At 65.0% G+C, this 19,411-nt stretch carries 12 protein-coding genes and 1 pseudogene; 7 read left to right on the forward strand and 6 right to left on the reverse strand.

Annotation, left to right across the window (positions count from 1 at the left end; genetic code table 11):
* The 6 genes and pseudogenes from QZ607_RS23945 to QZ607_RS23970 all read left to right on the forward strand — a co-directional run.
* Positions 1-846: pseudogene (locus tag QZ607_RS23945) on the forward strand (transposase); the annotation flags it as partial.
* Between the two features lie 354 nt (positions 847-1,200).
* Entirely contained in the window at positions 1,201-3,681 is a 2,481-nt protein-coding gene (locus tag QZ607_RS23950; RefSeq protein WP_295888242.1) for a TylF/MycF/NovP-related O-methyltransferase, read from the forward strand.
* Positions 3,682-3,733: 52 nt separating this feature from the next.
* Positions 3,734-5,653: a glycosyltransferase gene (locus QZ607_RS23955; protein ID WP_295888243.1), complete on the forward strand. Its 1,920-nt coding sequence runs from the start codon at positions 3,734-3,736 to the stop codon at positions 5,651-5,653.
* The gene (locus QZ607_RS23960; protein ID WP_295888245.1) at positions 5,650-7,629 is read left to right on the forward strand and encodes a methyltransferase domain-containing protein; all 1,980 of its coding nucleotides are present in this window, start codon (positions 5,650-5,652) and stop codon (positions 7,627-7,629) included. The genes QZ607_RS23955 and QZ607_RS23960 overlap by 4 nt, the downstream gene beginning before the upstream one ends.
* Before the next feature lie 928 nt (positions 7,630-8,557).
* Positions 8,558-8,926: a glycosyltransferase gene (locus QZ607_RS23965; protein WP_295888263.1), complete on the forward strand. Its 369-nt coding sequence runs from the start codon at positions 8,558-8,560 to the stop codon at positions 8,924-8,926.
* 65 nt (positions 8,927-8,991) lie between these two features.
* Positions 8,992-10,698, forward strand: a complete 1,707-nt coding sequence (locus tag QZ607_RS23970) for a hypothetical protein (RefSeq protein WP_295888247.1) — start codon at positions 8,992-8,994, stop codon at positions 10,696-10,698.
* 64 nt (positions 10,699-10,762) lie between these two features.
* Here QZ607_RS23970 and QZ607_RS23975 read toward each other — a convergent pair whose 3' ends face one another.
* On the reverse strand, positions 10,763-11,506 hold the full coding sequence (locus QZ607_RS23975; RefSeq protein ID WP_295888249.1) for a hypothetical protein: 744 nt from the start codon (positions 11,504-11,506) through the stop codon (positions 10,763-10,765).
* 589 nt (positions 11,507-12,095) lie between these two features.
* On the reverse strand, positions 12,096-13,337 hold the full coding sequence (locus QZ607_RS23980) for a transposase (protein WP_295888251.1): 1,242 nt from the start codon (positions 13,335-13,337) through the stop codon (positions 12,096-12,098).
* 422 nt (positions 13,338-13,759) lie between these two features.
* On the opposite strand from QZ607_RS23980, the gene QZ607_RS23985 reads away from it, so the two are divergent.
* Positions 13,760-15,439 carry a hypothetical protein gene (locus QZ607_RS23985; protein ID WP_295888253.1) on the forward strand — a complete coding sequence of 560 codons (1,680 nt, stop codon included), beginning with the start codon at positions 13,760-13,762 and terminating at the stop codon, positions 15,437-15,439.
* A gap of 9 nt (positions 15,440-15,448) precedes the next feature.
* Here the strand turns inward: QZ607_RS23985 and QZ607_RS23990 are convergent, their stop codons facing one another.
* From QZ607_RS23990 to QZ607_RS24005, 4 genes are all read right to left on the reverse strand, one after another.
* Positions 15,449-16,819: an NAD(P)/FAD-dependent oxidoreductase gene (locus QZ607_RS23990; RefSeq protein WP_295888255.1), complete on the reverse strand. Its 1,371-nt coding sequence runs from the start codon at positions 16,817-16,819 to the stop codon at positions 15,449-15,451.
* On the reverse strand, positions 16,816-17,814 hold the full coding sequence (locus tag QZ607_RS23995) for a lysylphosphatidylglycerol synthase transmembrane domain-containing protein (protein ID WP_295888257.1): 999 nt from the start codon (positions 17,812-17,814) through the stop codon (positions 16,816-16,818). Before QZ607_RS23995 ends, QZ607_RS23990 begins: the two co-directional genes overlap by 4 nt.
* A gap of 38 nt (positions 17,815-17,852) precedes the next feature.
* On the reverse strand, positions 17,853-18,827 hold the full coding sequence (locus tag QZ607_RS24000; RefSeq protein WP_295888259.1) for a glycosyltransferase family 2 protein: 975 nt from the start codon (positions 18,825-18,827) through the stop codon (positions 17,853-17,855).
* A 282-nt stretch (positions 18,828-19,109) separates the two neighbouring features.
* Complete coding sequence (locus QZ607_RS24005) at positions 19,110-19,250, reverse strand: hypothetical protein (protein ID WP_295888260.1); 141 nt, start codon at positions 19,248-19,250, stop codon at positions 19,110-19,112.
* Positions 19,251-19,411: the final 161 nt, after the last annotated feature.

Raw genomic sequence — 19,411 nt, forward strand, 5'->3', positions numbered from 1 at the left:
TGCGGGGCGGCAGCGGGCGCAGCGCCATCACGCCGGAGATCCTGTTCGCCCTATGGCTGTATGCCACCTTGGAAGGCATCGGCAGTGCGCGGGCGATCACCCGCCTGGCGCTGGAGCACGATGCCTACCGCTGGATCTGCGGTGGAGTCTCGGTCAACTGCAACACCCTCTCGGACTTCCACAGCGCCCACGGCGAGGTGCTCGACGCGCTGCTGACCGACAGTATTGCCGTGCTGATGGCCGACGGGGTTGTGCGCCTCAAGCAAGTGGCGCAAGACGGCGCACGCGTGCGCGCCAGCGCCGGGGCGACCTCCTTTCGCCGCGGTGCGACGCTGACGCAATGCTTGGAGGCGGCGCGCACGCAAGTCGAGCGCCTCAAGGAACAGGTCGATGCCGACCCGGCTGCGCCCAGTCGCCGCCAGCAAGCGGCCCGCGAGCGCGCCGCCCGCGAGCGCCCGGAGCGTACGCTTGAGCGACTGCCTGAAGTCGGCCGAGATGAAGGCCGAGCAAGGCAAGCCGCGCGAGTGCGCGCGTGTCTCGACCACCGACGCCGAGGCCACCGTCATGAAGATGGCCGACGCCGGCTACCGTCCCGCCTATAACGCCCAGTTCGCCACCGACACCGAGAGCCAAGTCATCGTCGGCGTCGAAGCGGCCACCGCCGGCAGCGACATGGGCCAACTGATGCCCGTGCTTGAGCAGGTTGGCGAGCGCTGCGGACAAGACCCGGACGCCTGGCTGGTCGATGGCGGCTATCCCGCCCACGAGCAGATCGAGCAGGCGGCCGAGCGCACCGACGTCTACGCACCGGTGCCCAAGCCCAAGGACCCCGCCACCGACCCCCATGCGCGCAACGACGGCTACGGCGGCGCCATCGCCTGCTCGGCGACAGCGGAAAACCGTGCGGTGAGCTTGCGGCAGTCCCATGAGGCATCAAAACCGCGTCCCGCGGTTGACGGCGAGCGCAACAGCGCAACGCCACCGCTGCGCCCCCACAAAATTGCGGTCATCCCGCGCACCGATCAACACAGGCGCAGCGCTCGACACCTTCGCGCGGTCTTGCTCGCTTTGGCGGAGCAAAAACCGAGCTGTTCACAAACTCCGAGGCGTTGTGGGACACTGCCCTCGTGATCTCACCGACAGATCGTTCTGGCTGCAACGGTTTCGCGTTGCGCGGTCTGCTGCTTCCTGGGACTGTACATGTCAATCAAGTCGATGCTCTCGGAGCTCGTCGGCTCTGCCGGCCGGCTACTCAATGCCATTGGTGCCGCTGGCAGTGGCGTGCGTCTCCGACCAGGTGATACCGTCATCGAGCGGTTCGCGCGCGATCCGGACCTGGCCCTGCGCGCCTACTGGCTGTTCAACCGAGGGTGCGATGACGCCGACGCCAACTACGCCCCGCGCATGATCCACCGCGCCGTTGAACTAGGGTTGATCTCCGCACCGCGTCGCATCCGCTCCAAGATTACGGCCAAGGATGTCTTACATCTGGGTTGCCCGGCGGGTCTACAGGCCGTCGGGTTCGTGCTCGTGGGCGCCGAGAGCTACACCGCGGTTGGTGACGGGCTGGATGCGGTCGCGCCGGCCTGTGGTGAGGGCGTCGAGCCCTGCGAACTCGACAACGCGGCCGTCGCCGCGGCCATGCCGCGTGTGCGTCTGTTGCCGGACGGACCCTCGGCCCTGGGGCTGCAGGAAACCTTCGATCTCGTCGTCGTAGACACCCATGCGGCCCCGGGCCCCGTGGTCCGATCCCAGCTTGATCGTGCCCTGCGGCACCTGCGCCCCGGAGGCGTGGTCGTGATCCAGCATCGCAACGCCTACGCCCCCCGGCGCAAGCAGGGACGGGCCAGCTGGGAGCATGTGGCGGGCCTCCTCGAGGCCGATCCGGCGACCCGGCCGCTCAGGCTGCGGGAGCTGGAGCTGGAGATTCGCAAGCGCTTCGAGCTGCGCGACTGGAAGCCGACGCCGTCGAAGGAAGGTCAGAAGGCGGGGCCACCGGACGAGCTGCGCGCGCGCTTTCCACAGCTTGAGGGCGCGGATCTGTTGAGCGCTGAGGTGCGCTGCAACGCGCGCGCCTTCAAGGAAGGCGAGGACGCCGTGTTCCCCGGTGGTTTCGCCGATAAACCAGAGGTGGCTGTCGAGGCGTATTGGGCGCTCAACCAGGACATGCCTGATGCGGCCCGCAACTTTGCGCCGGACCTGATCCGGCGCGCGGTCGAGTTCAACTACCTGAGCTGGCCGAAGAAGATTCGTGCTGACATCGTTGGCAAGGATGTCGCCGATGTGGGTTGCGGCACCGGCCTCCATGCTATCGGTTTCGCCGTCGTCGGTGTCAAGAGCTACACCGGCGTGGACCCGCGGGTCGATCTCGACAGCGATCAGGCGCGTAACCTGCGCAAGAGCGCTTGGGAGGGCTTCGGTTGGACCGGGCGCCAGATCATGGAGGCGATGCCGCGTATCCGGCTGTTCAAGGGCGGCGTGGAGGAGCTGCCTCCCGACGAGCAGTTCGACGTCGTCGTGCTGCACAACGTGACCGAGCACCTGCATGATCTCGAGGGAATCTTCGCCGCCGTTGCCGAGCGGCTGCGCGAGGATGGCAAGCTGCTGTTCAACCACCACAACTTCTATTGCTGGAACGGTCACCACCTCGCGCCGAAGACGGTTGATCGCATCGACCCGGATGATCCCGAGCAGAAGCTCTATATGGACTGGGCGCATCTGGACTTCGATCCGCCCGAGGATCACTACATCGCCCGTGGCCTCAACCGCATACGACTGCACGAGCTGCGCGACCTCACCTGGCGCTACTTCGACATCGTCGAGTGGACCGCGCTCGAATCCAAGGAGTCGCAGGGCAAGGGGCGGCTGACGCCCGAGATTCGTGCGCGTCATCCGCAGTATCGCGAGGAAGAGTTTCTGGTCCAGAACGTTCTCTGCCGTGCCGTGCGCAAGGGGCGTGGCAGTGAACATCCGCGGGAGTTGAAGTCGCGCTACCGCGATCTCGCGCGGGATTCCACGTTCCTGGAACTCTATGATCGTTGCAAGCCGTACAGCATGACGACCATGGAGCGGCTCTATGGCGTCTATCGGGCCGTGCAGTACCTGGTCGAGCAAGATATTCCTGGGGACATCGTTGAGTGTGGGGTCTGGCGCGGTGGCAGCAGCATGATGGCGGCCTTGACCCTGCGCCATTTCGGCGACCGCCAGGAGCGAAGGATCTATCTCTACGACACCTACACTGGCATGAGCGAACCGACCGACGAGGACTTCAAGTTCGGCGAACCAAAGGCGCGCGAAAAGTGGGAGCGCACCCGCAACGAGGAGGGCAGCGACTGGAACCTCGCTACCATCGACGAGGTACGTCTTAATATGAAGTCGACCTTGCTCGACCCCGAGCGGCTGGTGCTCGTGAAGGGCAAGGTCGAGGACACGGTTCCCGCGACCTTGCCCGGCGAGATCGCGATGCTGCGTCTGGACACCGACTTCTACGCCTCGACGAAGCACGAGCTGGAGCATCTCTATCCGCTGCTGCGCACCAATGGCGTGCTCATCGTCGACGACTATGGCACCTGGTCCGGCTCCAAGCAGGCCGTGGACGAGTACTTCGCAGAGCATGGTGGCCTGCCACTGCTGAACCGGCTGGATTCCGGTGGCCGCATCTGCGTCAAGACCGGAGCCTGATCGGGCGCAACCGAGTCGAGTCCCATCGAACCGCAGCCCAGGCGGAGTGACCATGCCGACCACAGGCACCAAAACACAAGACATCTCGCCCAGCAGTGGCGACGACTCGCACCGCCTCGACCTGATGCTGGTTCTGCCGCACTTGGGGCCGGGCGGTGCCCAGCGCGTTGCGTCACTGCTCGCGAATCATTGGCACGACCTGGGCGTGCGCCTAGCCCTGATCACGCTGTTCGATAAGCCGGATGCGAATCATTGCCATGCCGACATTGTCCGCGAGTGCATCTCGACCCTGGTCGCGCAAGAGCAGAGTCGCTGTTCGCCAGAGTCCCTAGAGTTCCCAGCGGCTATGCTCAACGCGCGGTCCGACGAGGCCGCTATGTCTGCAGTTTCGACATCGGTCGAGGCTCCCTCAGACTCATCGGGGTCAGCGGGGTCTTTCGTGGCCCCGCAGGCGACGCTCGCATCGCCGGGGTCGGTAGGTGCGGCTTCGGCTTCGCGACCTTCGCCACCATCACTGGGCTCGGCGGGGTCGAGCGCCGCCACATCGGCCGGCTCGCCGTCGGTGGTCAGTTCGGGCTGGCTCGATCTGGATCACTGCGCCACAGAGCCGCAACGTGCGGCGTCCCGTATAGGCGAGTCATCGTCGAGCAACACCGAGTCGGCCACGCCTCGCTCCGGGGGTGTGAAGGGGCTGGTGCGCCGCATGGTCTATGCGAGCGGTTTGCCCACGCGCTATCCGGCGATCTATACATCGCTGTATGCCGGTATCGCGTCCTCCTACAAGACAGGCAAATGCTTGCCACGCAAGACGGTGTCCTGGGCGCAGAAGGTTTTTGGGCTCGCCGGTCGCAGGCTGCTTTCGCTCGGTCTGCTCGATGCGATTGCTACCACTTCGACCGCCGTTGGCGACCGCGACCTCTGTTTACGCCGCAAGGCGGGATACTGGCGACGCCTCGCGCGCATGCCTGGGCCATGCCTCCCCAACGGCTGGCGCCGCATGCTTTATCCCGATATCTCCAGTTCCGCGAAGCGGCGTGTTCGGATGCTGCGCAAGCGGATCGAGCACTACCGGCCCAGCGTCGTGATCAGCTTTCTCGGCGGAACCAATATCCAGACGATCCTGGCTTGTCAGGGACTGCCCTGTCGCGTCATCATCTCGGAGCGTAATGACCCGGCTCTACAGGAGCTTGACTCACCCTGGGAGTTCATGCGAGCGCGCTGCTATCGGCGTGCCGACCTGATCACGGCCAACAGCTCCGGAGCTGTGGACTCGCTGCGTCATTTCGTCCCGTCGGAGCGGCTGCGTCAAGTTCCAAACCCGTTGTTGGTCCCGTCGTGCCCCAACGATGTCGTCCGCTGGGGCCACCGCCTGGTCACAGTGGCGCGCTTGGTGGATCAGAAGGGGATCGATGTGCTCCTCGACGCCTTCGCCCTAGTCGCAGCGGAGTTCCCCGGTTGGCGACTTGACCTGGTCGGTGACGGCCCGTTGCGCGGGGTGCTCGAAGCCCAAGCCGAGAGGCTCGGGATCGCTGGGCAGGTGACTTTCCACGGCCATCTGTCGCCACCATTCCCGGTTCTCTATGCCGCAAGCGTCTTTGTGCTCTCTTCGCGATTCGAGGGGATGCCCAATGCGATGCTTGAGGCCATGGGCTGTGGACTCCCCGTTGTGGTCAACTCCGCCTCGCCCGGCCCCCTAGAGTTCGTCAGGGATGGCGAGACCGGGCTCGTGGTGCCGCCGGAGGATCCGCCCGCCCTGGCGACGGCACTGCGCCGCGTTATGCAGAGCAAAGCGTTGCGCAAGCGTTTTGGAGATGCATCGCTGCGGATCGCCCAGAATCTCGATGTGGCGACGGTCGCGGCTGTCTGGCAGGGTTATATCGCCGCGCTAGGCGTGCCGTTGGCCGACACCGAAGACCGCGCTACTTCACGCCCTCGCAAGCCGAGAGCTGAGCAAAGGGAAGAGTCGAAATGAGACCAACATTCCTGAATCGAGTCAAGCGCGGCCTGAAGCCTCTCGCGCGAACCTTGCTGACCACCAATCTGGCGCGCCGCTCGTCGCGTCCGTTGTTCGAGCTCATGTTTCGCTGGGGCATGCGCCCGCACGCTTCCGCCACCGAGTTCGTTGAGCGTCTGGTCAATAGCGACCCAAACTACGCCTCCCTGAGATTTCGGCTCTCTCAACGTGAGCTCGGACGCCAACCCGACGCGCGCGCGGTCGCATTGATAAAGCGAGCCGTCGAACTCAAGTACCTTGATTGGCCAAAGCGCATCCGCGCCCAAGTCCGTGGGCGCGACGTGCTAGATGTGGGCTGTGGTACGGGTGTGCACGGCATCGGCTATCTGGTGGTCGGGGCGCGCAGTTACGTGGGGGTGGATCCGCGTATCGACCTAGATCGTGACCGTGTCAAGGACTTGCGCAGCAGCACTTGGACGAGTTTGGGATGGACGGGGCGCGAGATCGCAGAGATCTTTCCGGAGGTTCGGCTGTTCAAGGGTGGGGTCCAAGACCTGCCGGCGGACGCGCGCTTCGATCTGGTCGTACTGCACAACACGACCGAGCATCTGCTGGATCTCGATGGGGTGCTTGCAACCATCGTCGAACACTTACGCCCCGACGGCACACTGCTCTTCAACCACCACAATTTTTACAGTTGGAATGGGCATCACTTGGCACCCAAGACCGTAGCGGCCATCGACACCACCAATCCCGAGCAGCTTAACTACCTAGATTGGGCGCATCTGGATTTCGACCCCCCCGAGGGTCATTACTTCCACCGTGGCCTGAACCGAATGCGCCTGTGCGAGCTCATGGACCTCACGGAGCGCCACTACGACATCATCGAATGGACCATGACGGAATCAAAACCGGAACAGGGGGCTGGGCGCCTCGGCGACGAAGTGCGTGCACGCCACCCCGAGCTCAGTGACGAGGACTTCCTGACACAGGGGGTGTTTTGCCGTGCGGTGCCAAAAGGCACGGGTCTCGCGCGCCTAGAGGCAGCCGAGCGCAAGTCGATCCTGCGTGCGTTCCCGGACGACCGCGCAGCCGCGCGCCGTGCCTACTGGGTCCTCAACGAGGGGATGGACGATGCCGAGCGCAATTACGCGCCTCGGCTCATCGAGCGCGCGGTCGACTTTGGATACCTCAGCTGGCCGCGAAAGATCCGCGATCTCATCGCCGACAAGGACGTGCTCGATGTGGGTTGCGGCACGGGCCTGCATGCCGTCGGTTTTGCGACCGTCGGTGTGCGCAGCTACACGGGCGTCGATCCCAGGGTCGATCTCGGCACTGATCGTGCCCGCAATCTGCGCAAGCGCGCTTGGGAGCGTTTCCGCTGGACGGGCGCCGAGATCATGCGGATGATGCCGAGGATCAGCCTCGTGCAGGGCGGCGTCGAGGCGCTTCCTGATGCCCCAGCGTTCGACATCGCCGTAATGCACAACGTCACCGAGCACTTGCAACAACTCGAGCAGGTACTCGCGTCAACGGCCCGTCGGCTCAGGCCCGGCGGCCTACTGGTCTACAACCACCACAACTTCTACTGCTGGAACGGTCACCATTTGCACCCCAAGCGGGTCGATGAGATCGATCTCGGCAATCCCGAGCACCGTCAGATGGTGGATTGGGGCCACCTCGTTTTCGACCCGCCGGAGGATCACTACATCCGTCGTGGCCTGAACCGCATCCGAATCCCCGAGCTTGAGCGGTTGACCCGCAAGTACTTCCAGATCGAGGAAAGCAAGCGCATTCCGTCCAAGCTCAAGCAGGGTGGGGGCCGGTTGACACCGGAAATTCGCGCGCGCCATCCAGAGCTTGAGGAGTACGAGCTCACGACGCAGCATGTCCTCGTTCGGGCACGCGTGCGCACGGAGCACGAGGCGCGGGTGCACGAGGCGAAGTCGCCGGCAAAGGCAGGCGAGCGCCGTGGCGCAGGTGGGGGCGCCTGAGTGTTCCAAAAGACTGGGTCGAGGCCTTTGTCAGCGACGCCGAGCCCGGCCGCTGAGCAAGCGGGTGTCGGAGGAGGGCGAGGGAGCGCTTCGCTGCTCGCCAACCACTGGCACCAGATTGACGTGACTGTCAGTGTCCTGACGCTGTTCGCCAAGGAGGTGACGCACGTCCCCGATCCCAGTACGTTGCGCGGTTACGGGAGGGCTCCGTTCCGAGTCCTCAATCTGGCGGAACAGTGCCCATCGCCCCGCTAGCGCAGGGACGACTGCCCATCCCACAGCGGCGCTGCCTTTTCGTGCTTCCCTCCGATGCCGGCGGAGCTGCTGAGCGGGTGCTCTTGCAACTGCTCAGCGAGGGGGATGCGTGGCAGGGCTGGACATCGCGGCTGCTGGCGCACGACGGCAGGGGCGCCTTACGCGACCTGGTGCCGGCAGGGATAGAGCCGGTCGATTTGCGATGTGGACGTCTCTGCCGGACATTGCCGCGATTGTTGGGTCAGCTTCGCCAAGTTCGCCTCGATGTGGTCTAGTGCATTCGCGTGTGTCAGTGTCGCGCTCGCGCCCTTGACCGGTCTTGCCGCAGCGGACCAAGTCGGTCGCAGGCGAGGCCAATCGGCCGTCGTTGAGCCTGCGGGGCTGCGGTCGGGGTGCGGCGCTGAAACCGGCCACGGCACGGGGTATCGGCTGGCGGCCTGCAGCTCGCCTCGTCAAGGCGCATGGCCGATGGGATGTGAGCGGCTAACGGCGTCGATCCCACGCGGCTGTGTTATCTCTGCCTAATCCCTTCGATGTCGAGTGTCTGCCCCGACTGGCGCGCGAGCGGATCGTGGTACCGCGTGGCAACAGCCGTCAATTCTTGGCCTTCGGCCATCTCGTCCGACGAAAGGGGTTCGATCGTCGATCAACCCTTGGTCCACCGTATCGGCGGATGACGTGCTCTGCATCCTCGGCGAAGGTGTCGAGCGAGGCGCACGAGCGACGCGCATCCGTCGGCTCGGCCTGGAGCATCGCGTGCACCCGTTGGGTTTGGTGGCGAATGCTCGGGCGGTATGCCCGTTGTGATGCGCTGTTCTTGAACTCGCACCGGGAAGGCATGCCAAACGTGGCCCTGCATGCGCTGGCCGGCGGAACCCCGGTGGTCGTCACGCCCGAGAGTGGTGGCCTGGTGGAGCTGCTACCGCGGGTTACCGGCGCGGCTCTGACCAGTCGCGACATGCAAAGCGGCTTCGGTGAAGCTTTGACGCGCATTCCAATCAATGCATCCGGCGCGTCCAAGCCGTCGTTGCTTCTGATCTAGCACGGACTGGACGCGGTACGCGAGCGTTTCTGGCGACATTTCTCGGAGGCCCTGCGGTGCGACAAGTGATACAGCGAATCGCCGGAACGTACGGGGCCGCGCGGCAGGCAGGCACGCGCATCGCCGCGCAAGCCGGGCGCTATGTCCGCAGCCTGGGCTGGCTGCTCGGCGAAAGCTATGCCGCTGAGCCCGGCATCTGGTGGCGCGTACTTCTGGCCACGGTGCTGAGTCTGGTGGCGAATGCGGTCGCGATTGCTATCATCTACCGCTATGTCCAGGCGATCGAGCACGACCTCGTCATCGAGTTGGCGGGTATCGGCGTTGGAGCACGCGAGTCGATCGGTTTGCTCCGGGGCGTCGTGCTCGCCCTACTGCTGGCGCTCCTCGTCCATGCCGCGAGCCTCTATATTGCACGCTCCTCTGCGGTGCGACTCGCGCGATTGTTCGAGCAGTGGGCGTCGATGCGCGTGCTCGATGTGTCGCGCTTCTTGCCCGACCCGCGTGCGCGGCAGGCGCACCAGATCCTATGCTCCACGAAACTGTTGCATGTGATCTCCATGGATCCGCGCAATGCCGGCATGGCCTTGCGCTTTCTGGTCAACCTGCTGCCCTCGGGATTGACGTTGGCCTTTGCGCTGCCCGTGCTGTTCTACCTCGACACTAGTACGACGCTGATCGTCTGTGGTATCGGCGTGTTGGTGATCTCCCTGCAGTATCCGTCGAACCTGTTCGCGGCCAAGGCGACCGTGGTTTGGCACCGGACTCGCCCAATCGTCCAGCGTGAGATTCTGGATTTGCTTGCGCGGTTGCACGGCGAGCCTGCGTATGCCGCATCGGAGGAGGTCCGCTCACAGGTGGAGACGTACTACAACGCAGTGAGCGCGAAGGAGCATATGGACGCCTACGAGAATCGCTTGCTGGCCATGGAGCTCAGCGCCTTGAGCATGCAGCTCGGCGGCGCAATCGTCCTCGCGACCCTGGTGCTCTTGGTGGGTCGCGAGTTGCTGGTTTCGGGCGCGGATTGGGCGCGACTCATTGCGTACGTCGGGGTGCTGCGCCTTGTGATCGCCAACCTGACCAACCTGTTCAAGACACTGACAGGTGTCAGCCGCTTCTACCCCCAGATTCAGCGGCTACGCGATTTCATCATTAGTGCGCAACAGGCCAAGCGGCCCCTCGTGCCAGCCGAACGGGCTCCCTGCGAGCCCTTGGTGCTGCGGGTCGCCACGAGCGCCGGCGACCCGCACCTGGTCCGTTTGGAGCGAGGTAAGCTCTACGCACTGCTGACCAGTGAGGGTTATGGGCGCGAGTTGGCTATGCGTCTGCACTCGGCACTCGAGGGTGGGTTCGACGATGTGGGCGTTAGGGGGAAGAGCGTTGATCAGCTGGTACCGGCATTGTCTCAACATCCGGCCGCGGAGCCAAACCGCAAACGCGTCGTCGAGGCCTTCGATTCGGCGGTTGCGAACCCGCCCGATCTATTACTCATCGATCGACGCGCACTTGAGGTGATAGCTGAAGCCGAGTGGCATCAGCGCCAGATCCAACTGGCCGAGTCCGTGTTGATCCTCGTCTATCCAGACGCGGGAAAACCGGTGGCGGATCTCGGAGAGCTTTGTCTGCTTCATCCCGGTGCTGGTGACCGCTTCGTTGTCCGTGACCTCAAGCCCGGTGGGATGAGTGCTGGAGAGGCCCAACGCCTGCGCCGTTCCTTGCGCTCAGGTGGACAAAGCAAACCCGATGATCAAGGTGACCTGGACGTCGGGGGCTAAGCAGAAACGCGAGGAGCATCAATGTTACTCCAATGCGGCATGCCGCGCCGGGAGGCCTCGACCTCTAGGGCTCAGTGCCGACGCCTAGTTGCCCTGGAGCCAGGCCCAGCTCCGCCAGAGTGTCCCTATACCCATGCCGGATCATGCCCGCGTACTCATACAGAGCGACTTCCCGTTTCAGCTCGTAGTCCCATTCTATGCTCTGTTTCGGCTCGGGGCTGACACCGACTGGTTCTTGATTGCGCACGAAATCCGCGTCGAATTCGAACTCCATTATCTTCAGTACCCGGATCAGATCCTCGACCAAGCTCTCTTGCTTGCCGATGAAGTCGACCTCAGGCTTTGCATACCATCCATACATCTCGGTGACGTAGCCGGGTCGTTTGGCCACGACATTGCGTATGAACTGATTGAAGTCGTCGCTGCCCAAGCCGTTCAACATCATGTTCGGGTGCCATTTGGCCGCACCACCTTCGCGCCCCCACGAACGCCAATTCCTGCGCGGCTGGGCCATGTATTTGAACCAGGACTCATACCAGGTCAGCGGATTTCTTGTGAAGCAAAACATGAAGGGTCTAGAGGTGCATTCCCGGGAGGGCGAGATCAGCTCGCGAAGAGCTTGACGGGCAATCGCCTTGCGGCCCACGGGGATTTCGTAAAGAGCGTAGAAGAGATGATCGATGTCGGCATGCTTGTGCGCGATATGGCGCTCGATGAGATTCAGCTCTTCCAGGATCTTGGTGACCCAGTTCCCCCCGGTCTTGGGAATATGGAGGAATACCGCGCCGTTTTTGAGTATGGCTGTCATCGCTCGCCGACCAGTTGTGTGGGCCAAGAGGAGGCCCTGTGGTCGAGTGGGTGTCCGGATGCCCGCTGTGCTCGGGGCGGGATTACCACTCATTCGGGCCGACTGAGATTCAGCCTGACACCGCCCCGTGGTGTTACAGGCGACTGCCTAGTTCGCTTCGCGTTGCACAGGAGGAGATGATCGACGAAAGAGCCCGACAATTGGCCAATCAGTGCGTTGGCAAGATCTGGTCCGAGGTCGGTCGGGGTTATCCGTGCTAGCCCCTGGCGATGCAAGTGAGTTGCAGTTTGTCAAACCAGGAGTGGTCGCATCCCTCGATCAGTTTGGGGCCGATCTGGTGCATATGCCGTATTTGATTAGTTTGTGCAAAAAAAATAGCGATGATGTGAGGGAGTTTCTGGAATGTCAAGCGAGACGAGGAACGGACAGCAATTCCCGCTGTGTACGCCAGCAAGCGCCGGACACCGGCACTGGCGCGGCTGGTCACGGACAGGCATAGCGGATGGCTCGCGCCGGGCGGCGCGATGGCAACATTGATGAGCTTTCCCCCTCAATAGACACGTCGAGCACGGTCAATCACGGCCGTCGGCTAGGAGGTGTCGTAGCCGAGCGCGATCTGCTGCGGCGCGATGATGGAGCGGTGGGGCGTCTCCCAGTCGGGGATGAGGCACAGCTCGAAGCGGCTGCGCAGCTTGCGCCACAGGCGGGCTTTGCTGCCCGCCGCCGTCCAGGCGGCCTGGAACAGCCGGCAGCAGCGCTGTTGGATCTGATCGATCAGGAAGGCCAGCATCATCAGGTGCATCAGCACGGTGGTGAGGTGCTGGTGGCCGTGACCGAAGTTGTGCTCGAAGTGGTAGCCTTGGTTCTTGAGGGTGTTGAAGGTCTCGTTCTCGATCTTCCAGCGGGCGCGGGCACCTCGCATCAAGGTCATGAGGTTGTCGTTGTCGATGGGAATGTCCGTGACCCAGGCGAAGTGGGTGACGGTGCCGTCGGGGGCATGCTCCCAGTATTCGAGGAAGTTCACCTCGAGGTCGAAGTTGGCGTCGTTGAGCGGCGCAGCGTTGAGGTAGCGGAAGCGGTGGCGATAGCCGCGCCGGTCGCTGAGGGTGGTCAAGGCGGTCTGCTCGCTCGCGTCCACCCAGTCGAACAGGGCCTTGTGGTCGCTCTGCTTGGCGCCGAGAATGAATTTGAAATCAAGCGCTTGCAGATGGCGGATGTGCGGGGCGTTGGAGGCCAAGCCGTCCTCGACGACGATCAGCTTCAGGTGCGGATGCGCACGGCGTAGATCCGTCAGCAGGCGCTTGGCGGCGTTGCGCTCGCAATCGTTCTTCTGCGCCCCGTCGGGCTTGAGGATCGGCTCGGGCGCGAGCGGAAAGATCTCCTTGTGCTCGGGATGCACCAGCACCGCGCCGAGCATCTGGTGATAGTAGGTCGTGGTGCCGTCGCGATGATGCTTCTGGGCGCACTGTGCGCAGTGCACCGTCTTGGAGGAAAAATAGCCGGTGCCGTCGAGCGAGAGCAGGTAGTGCCCGTCAAGGTAGTCGAACCCCTCCAGCCCCTTGCCGCGCTGAAGCTGCGCGAACAGCGCTTTGTACAACGGTTGTAGGCAGGCCGGGTCGAGCGCGTCGAGGCGCTCGCGCAAGCGCGTGCCGCTCGGCGCCTGCTCGATCCCGTAGAGCGCCTTGAGGTTCGCCCGTGTCATCTCCTCGTGCCAATCCCGCTCGAACTGCAGCAGCAAGGGACACCTCAGGCCGAACGGCGCGAGCCGCGACAGCAGGTGATCCACCAGGGCGATGTCTTTGCCGGGCTCGTCGAGTATGGTGGCGAACACGCGCCGCGCAGTGCGCAGCAGCCCTCGAAGCTGAGGTCCTTGCGGCAAAACGGTGAACTCATCGATACCTGCCTCACCACCTTAGGTTCACGCGACAGTGTGCTGATTCAAAATAAAAAATGTACGAAGAGCTTTTTTTGCTCCCCTTCAAATTTTCTTGTTCTAGCTAGAGGTAGTTTTTCCGCGGGAATTGCTGGGCAATCGGCAGCACTTCCCGCTGTGTACGGGCAGTCCCAGGCGGTGGCGCCAGAGGTGGTAGAGGTGTACGAGGGTTTGCCATGCTGTTAACGTCATAGTGAGTCATGCCGCAGCCGGGCACCATCGACAACGCGGCTCGTTGTGGCTGGAACCGGGCACCGCATGTGCCGAACGGTCAGGTCATGAATCACCGCCCGCGACAGCCGTAAGCACGCCGACCGACAGTGAGATTCAGCGAAGGCAACCAGCACGCCCGTTCACAGTCTGCGCGGATGGTCGGATTGCGCACCGCCCTCACAGCGGTCGGCGCCCTGACCGCCATCGCGGTCTTCGTCGTACTCGCCGCCGACAGCCTTGGGTACTGGCACTGGGGGGACGAGGACGAGAAGCTCGTCGCAGGCTGGATGATCGCTGAAGGCTATCGCCTCTACGATACACTGTTTGCGCATCATGGTGCGCTGAACTATGCCTTGGCGCATCTGGCCTACCTCGCCACGGGGTCGGTGCAGCTCGCTCCGTACCGCATCCTGCAGTGGGGCACGGTGGTGCTCGCCGGCGCTGCGCTGGCAGCAAGCCCACTGCTATCGAGCTGGCGGCAGCGCGTCATCGCGTTCAGCGGCTTCATCGTGCTGGTATCTTTGCTCGGCCCGCTGTGGTACGGGCACACGCTGTTGTACCACTCGCTCGGCGGTGTGGCCATATCCATCGCCCTCAGCCTGCTTCTGTTGCCGATGATGTTCGCGGTCAAGCCGTCGCCGGTACAGGCAAGCTTGGGGGGCGCTGCGCTGTCGGCAGCGGGGTTCGCAGCGTATCCGTTCGCGCTGCCGGCGGTGCTGTTGCCTGCGGCGGCGCTGGCGATGGTGCGCGCCCGCGGGATGCCCTGGCGTGGTTGGCGGCCGACGCTGTTGCAGGCGACTGCGGGCTTTGGCGGTTTCACGCTTTTGATGCTGTTGTGGCTCGCACGCTACGGAGACATCCTTGGCTACGCTGTCTATCACTTCTGGCTCAACCAAGCCGTCTACGCCAATTTTATCGACTACGATCCCGCGGTTGTAGTCACCCAGCTGGAGAAACTCTTCCAAAGCCCGCTGGGCTGGGCGCTTCAGGCAGTGGTGCTGTTCAGCCTGCTGCTGCTCGTCGAGGTCTGGGCGGTCGCCAACCAGGACGGCGACGGTGATCTCCCTCGTCGGCATCGGCGTCGACTCTGGCTCGCTGCGGCTTGGGCTCTGTTCGTGCTTGGGCTTCTGTTTCTGAATCCCCGCGGCGAGGTCGTCTACAAAAACGCTGCCCTCTGGATCGTCGGGCTCGGCCTGCTCAGTCTGCTCATCGTCTGGACGCCGCGCAGGCCCAGCAACACGACCGCGGTTGCCATCCTGCGCGGACTTGTGCTTATTGTGGCCATTGCCGCGCCGACCTATCTTATCGGCGTGAAGGGGTGGTCGGACGTGGATGCGCGGTATGTCACCCGCGCCCACGCCGAGGAGAAGCGGACGGGCTACGCGCAGCGCATCGAACTGATCCAGGCCCTGGTGCCCGCGAACGAGCCCATGCTGGCAATGGTGTTCGCGCCGCGCTGGTATCTGCTGGCGGAGCGTCTGCCGTCTTCTGGCGCCTATTACTATCTGCCATGGCAGGCGGCTTACAACCGCAGCCCGCTCCTGGGCTACCGCATTGATCCGTGTGCAGACCTCGCCGCCGCCCCGCCCAAGGTCATCGCCTGGGACCGGTGGCGCGTCTGGGATCGCTACGACGTAGCCGACTACGCCCCGTGCCTTGTGGAGATCATGCGCCAAGACTATCTCGCCATCACGCGTACGCCGTTGTTGTTGCGCAAGCCCGTGAGTGACGTGGACCGGGGGATCGTGACAGAGCTTGGCTTCGATCTCATGCCGGTGGCAGACTGAGTCGATGCCTCACGCGGGCGTCGCGCGGGGCCATGCCAAGGCATCCTGCGCCGCACCGAGCTCCGCCGCCAGCGCCCGCGCCGCCGCCCGCCCTTCGCGGATCGCGTAGTTGGTGCCTCGGTCCTCTGGATAGATCTGCGCCATGGTGGCGAGCTTGAGGCCCCTGATCGGCGTATCCCGCGCCGGGATCAGATTGGTATAGCCGCGCTCCACGATGGGCTGCGCGAAGCGCGCACGCCAGACATGCGCGGCGCGCACCCAATCGGGTCGCAGATCCGGAAACATGCGCCCCAGGTGCTCCAGCGTGAAGTCCGCCACTGCCGCGTCGTCCATGCCGTACAGTGCGTTGTCCTCAGGCAGGTACTTGGACAGATACACGATGCGGCGCCCGCCGTAGCTGTCCACCGGCTCGAAATTGGTATGCTCGATGACGCCGACGAAGGGGAAGTCCGGGTCGTTGACGTTGAGCCAGTAGGTCTCCGACAGGCTGCGGTCCAGCTCCAGCACCACGCAGAGGTTGGCGAGGTAGCGGATGCGCCGCAGCCGGGCGAGGTAGCCTGGGTCCACGTGCGGGGCCAGCAGATCGGCGATGATCGGCAGGGCCGGCGTGGCGATGACCGCGTCCACGGCGGTGCATCCGGCAGTGGTGTCGATGGCCATGACGCGCCCTTCGGTGACATCGATCCCCCTCACGGTCGTCGCTGTCTGCACCCGACCTCCTTGTTCGGCGATGGCTGCCGCGAGGCGCTCCGCGAGCGCCGCGAAGCCGCCGCGAAAGTATGCGAGCTGCTCCGCGCCGCCCTTGCCGCGGCTGCCGCCGCGGAGCTTGAGCTTGTTCCAGATCCACACCGCCGAGACCTCGTCGGCGACAGCGCCGAACTTGCCGCGCAGCAGCGGCTCCCAGACGACGCGGTAGACGCGCTCACCGCCCAGGTCGCGCAGCCAGGCGGCCGCGGAGCGCTGCTCCAGCCCCCGCCAGTCACCCACGCGGCGCGCGCGCAGCGCGAGGAGTCCCAGGCGAATGCGGTCAGGGAAGGGCAGTGCGGAGAAGCGCAACAGGTCCAGCGGGGTGGACAGCTTGAAGAACCGGTTCGCGTAGTACATGCCGGTGCGCGTGGGGCGCAGCAGCACCTGATCGGCGGCGCCGAGCGCCTCGACCAGCTCCATGACATGCACGTCGTTGGTGAACCAGTGGTGGTAGAACTTCTCCAGTTGCTCGCCGCCCACGTCGAAGCTGCCGGCGAGCCCGCCGACTTCCGCGTCCTGCTCGAGCACCGTCGCGCGCACGCCGCGCCGGCCCAGCTCATAGGCCGCGGCGAGTCCGCAGAAACCGCCGCCGATGATGCCGACATGCGGTGCGCCCTGTGCCGTCGTCTTCATTCTGCAAGCCTTGTCTCGGTGCGGGCGGCGATGGCGCCGGCCACGAAGCCCTGGCCGCGCACCAGCAGGTAGCCCAGTCCGAGCAGTGTCAGCGGCATCCACAGCACCGCGTGCACCGTCAAGGCGATGGCGGCCGCCTGCGTCTGCGGCACGGCGTAGGCCATAAGCGCGGTCAGGGTAAAGTAATCGAAGGTGCCGACGTAGCCGGGCGAGCTCGGGATCAGGGTGGACAGCGTGCCCGTCGCCATCGCGAACAAGGCAGCCCCCGCGCCTGCGGAGGCCCCGAGCGCGAGCGCGACGCTGCCGAGCACCCCCGCCTCCAGCAGCCAGATCAGCAGCGACAGCCCGAGCAGCGCCAGCACATCCGCCGGCCGGCGCAGCACCGCGAAGGTCTCGATGAAGTGCTGTCCCCAGCCTTGCACCCGCTCCGACCAGCCATGCGCCGCCAAGGCCGGTTGCGCCGCCAGGCGCTGGAGCAGGGCGGGCAGCCTTGGCGCAAGCACCAGCAACAGCCCAAGCGCGAGCGCCGTGGTGCCGACGAGCCAGGCCGCGGAGACCGTGATGGCCTGCGGGAACAGGTCTGTGGGCACCGCGAGCAGCCCGACGAAGAACAGCGCCAGCAGTGTCGTCATGTCCAACAGCCGCTCCAGCACCAGGGTGCCGAGCACCCGCATGGCGGGAGAGTGCAGCTCGCGGCGGAAACCGAAGGCCCTGAGCGCATCGCCGGCGCGCAACGGCAGCACATTGTTGACCGCAATACTGCTGAGATAGGGCCAGACACAGGCGCCGGCCGGCAGCGTCGGTGTCAGCACCCGCAGCATCCACCACCAGCGCAGGATGCGCAGCGCATAGTCGCCGGCCAGCAGCAGCAGCGCCGCCGCAAGCCAGGGCAGCGCGAGGTCGCCGACGACGGCGGCGACTGCGCCTGGGTCCACCTGTCGGAGGATCAGCCACAGAAACACCGCCGTCACCAGCAGACCGGCTGCCGGCTTCAACCACCGGGCCAAACTGGCCCTGTGCTCCGGGCGCGCGTTCACGCTCGCCTCTGCCGCGGCGGATCGAACCCGAGCCGCTCCTTCACCAGGTACAGCGGCCGGCGCTTCACCTCCCAGTAGACGCGGCCGAGGTACTCGCCGATGACACCGAGGGAGAGCAGCTGCACGCCGCCGAGAAAGAGCACGGCAATGAACAGCAGCGTCCAGCCGGGCACCCAGATGTCAGTGAACAGCCGCAGCGCCAGGGCATAGAGGATGCCGAGCAGCGCCAGCGCCGATGCCAGCAGCCCCAGGTAGACCGCGAGCCGCAAAGGCAGCAGGGAGAACGACAAGAGTCCGTCCACCGCAAACCGCAGCATGCGTCGCATTGAGTACTTGGTCTCGCCGCCTGTGCGCGCCTCGCGCCGGTAACGGATGGGTTCCTGCCGGAACCCCGTCCAGGCGACCATGCCGCGCAGGAAGCGGTCGCGCTCCGGCATGGCCAGCACCGCATCCACTACGCGGCGGTCCATGAGGCGGAAATCGCCTGTGTCCACCGGTATCGGCGTCGTGGAGAGCCGGTTCATCAGCCGGTAGAACAGGCTTGCGGACACGCGCTTGAAGCGGGTCTCGCCGGCGCGTGCCTCGCGCTCACCGTAGACCACGTCGGCGCCGCTGCGCCAGCGCTCGAGCATGTCCGGGATCAGCGCCGGCGGGTCCTGTAGGTCTGCGTCGATGAGCACCACCGCCCGGCCCGCCGCCGCGTCCAGCCCGGCGCTTACCGCGATCTGATGGCCGAAATTGCGCGACAGCGCCAGCACGCGCACCCGCGGATCGGCGGCCTGGAGCGCACGCAGCAGGGGCAGTGTCGCGTCGCGGCTGCCGTCGTCGATGTAGAGCACCTCCCAGCGCAGCCCGGTGACCGCGTCCAGCACGTCCCGCAGCCGACGGTGGCTCTGCTCAATGATCGCAGCCTCGTCGAAGCAGGGGACCACGACACTGAGCTCCGGGCCTTCGGCGAGGTCCCCCGCCATAGTGGGGCCGACTGACCCGGGATCAGGCGTGCTCACGTCGACGCGCGCCCGGCGGCACTGCACGTACCCAGCGGCAACGACGAGCTGCGACCTGCCTTGCTCAGGCCCGGCCTTCGCGGCGCGAGACTTTGTCTGGACAGCGGCGGTGGGTCGATGATCATACTTTATAGTATGCCACGCGCGGCCCGTAAGCACAGCCGGAGCGCATGCCGGGCTGGCTGCGCATGGCGAAGCCGCTCGGCGGGACGATGCTCCGGCCCCGTGTTCGGCTCAGCGTCAGGATCAGTGCGCCTCATCCGAATTATCCCCCACACCCGTATCGGCGATGAGCGGCACCGCGAGCTCGGCGGCGCCCTGCACGGGGGCATTGATGGCGGTGCGCTCGGCGGCGGTGGCGCGGTGGATGTCCTGGCCCGACGCCACGGCGGCAACTCGATGTACTGATAGACCGACGCGATGGGCGGAACGACCTCGATCTTCGGCCACAGCCCGCGGTGGAGCTTCAGGGCGATGTCGGCGTCCTCGGCGGCGTAGTGGCCGGCCTGCTCCAGCGGGATCTGGTCGAAGTTGAGCTGCTTGGCGCC

The sequence above is a fragment of the uncultured Thiohalocapsa sp. genome, assembly GCF_913063425.1.
In the GTDB taxonomy this organism is placed as follows: domain Bacteria; phylum Pseudomonadota; class Gammaproteobacteria; order Chromatiales; family Chromatiaceae; genus Thiohalocapsa.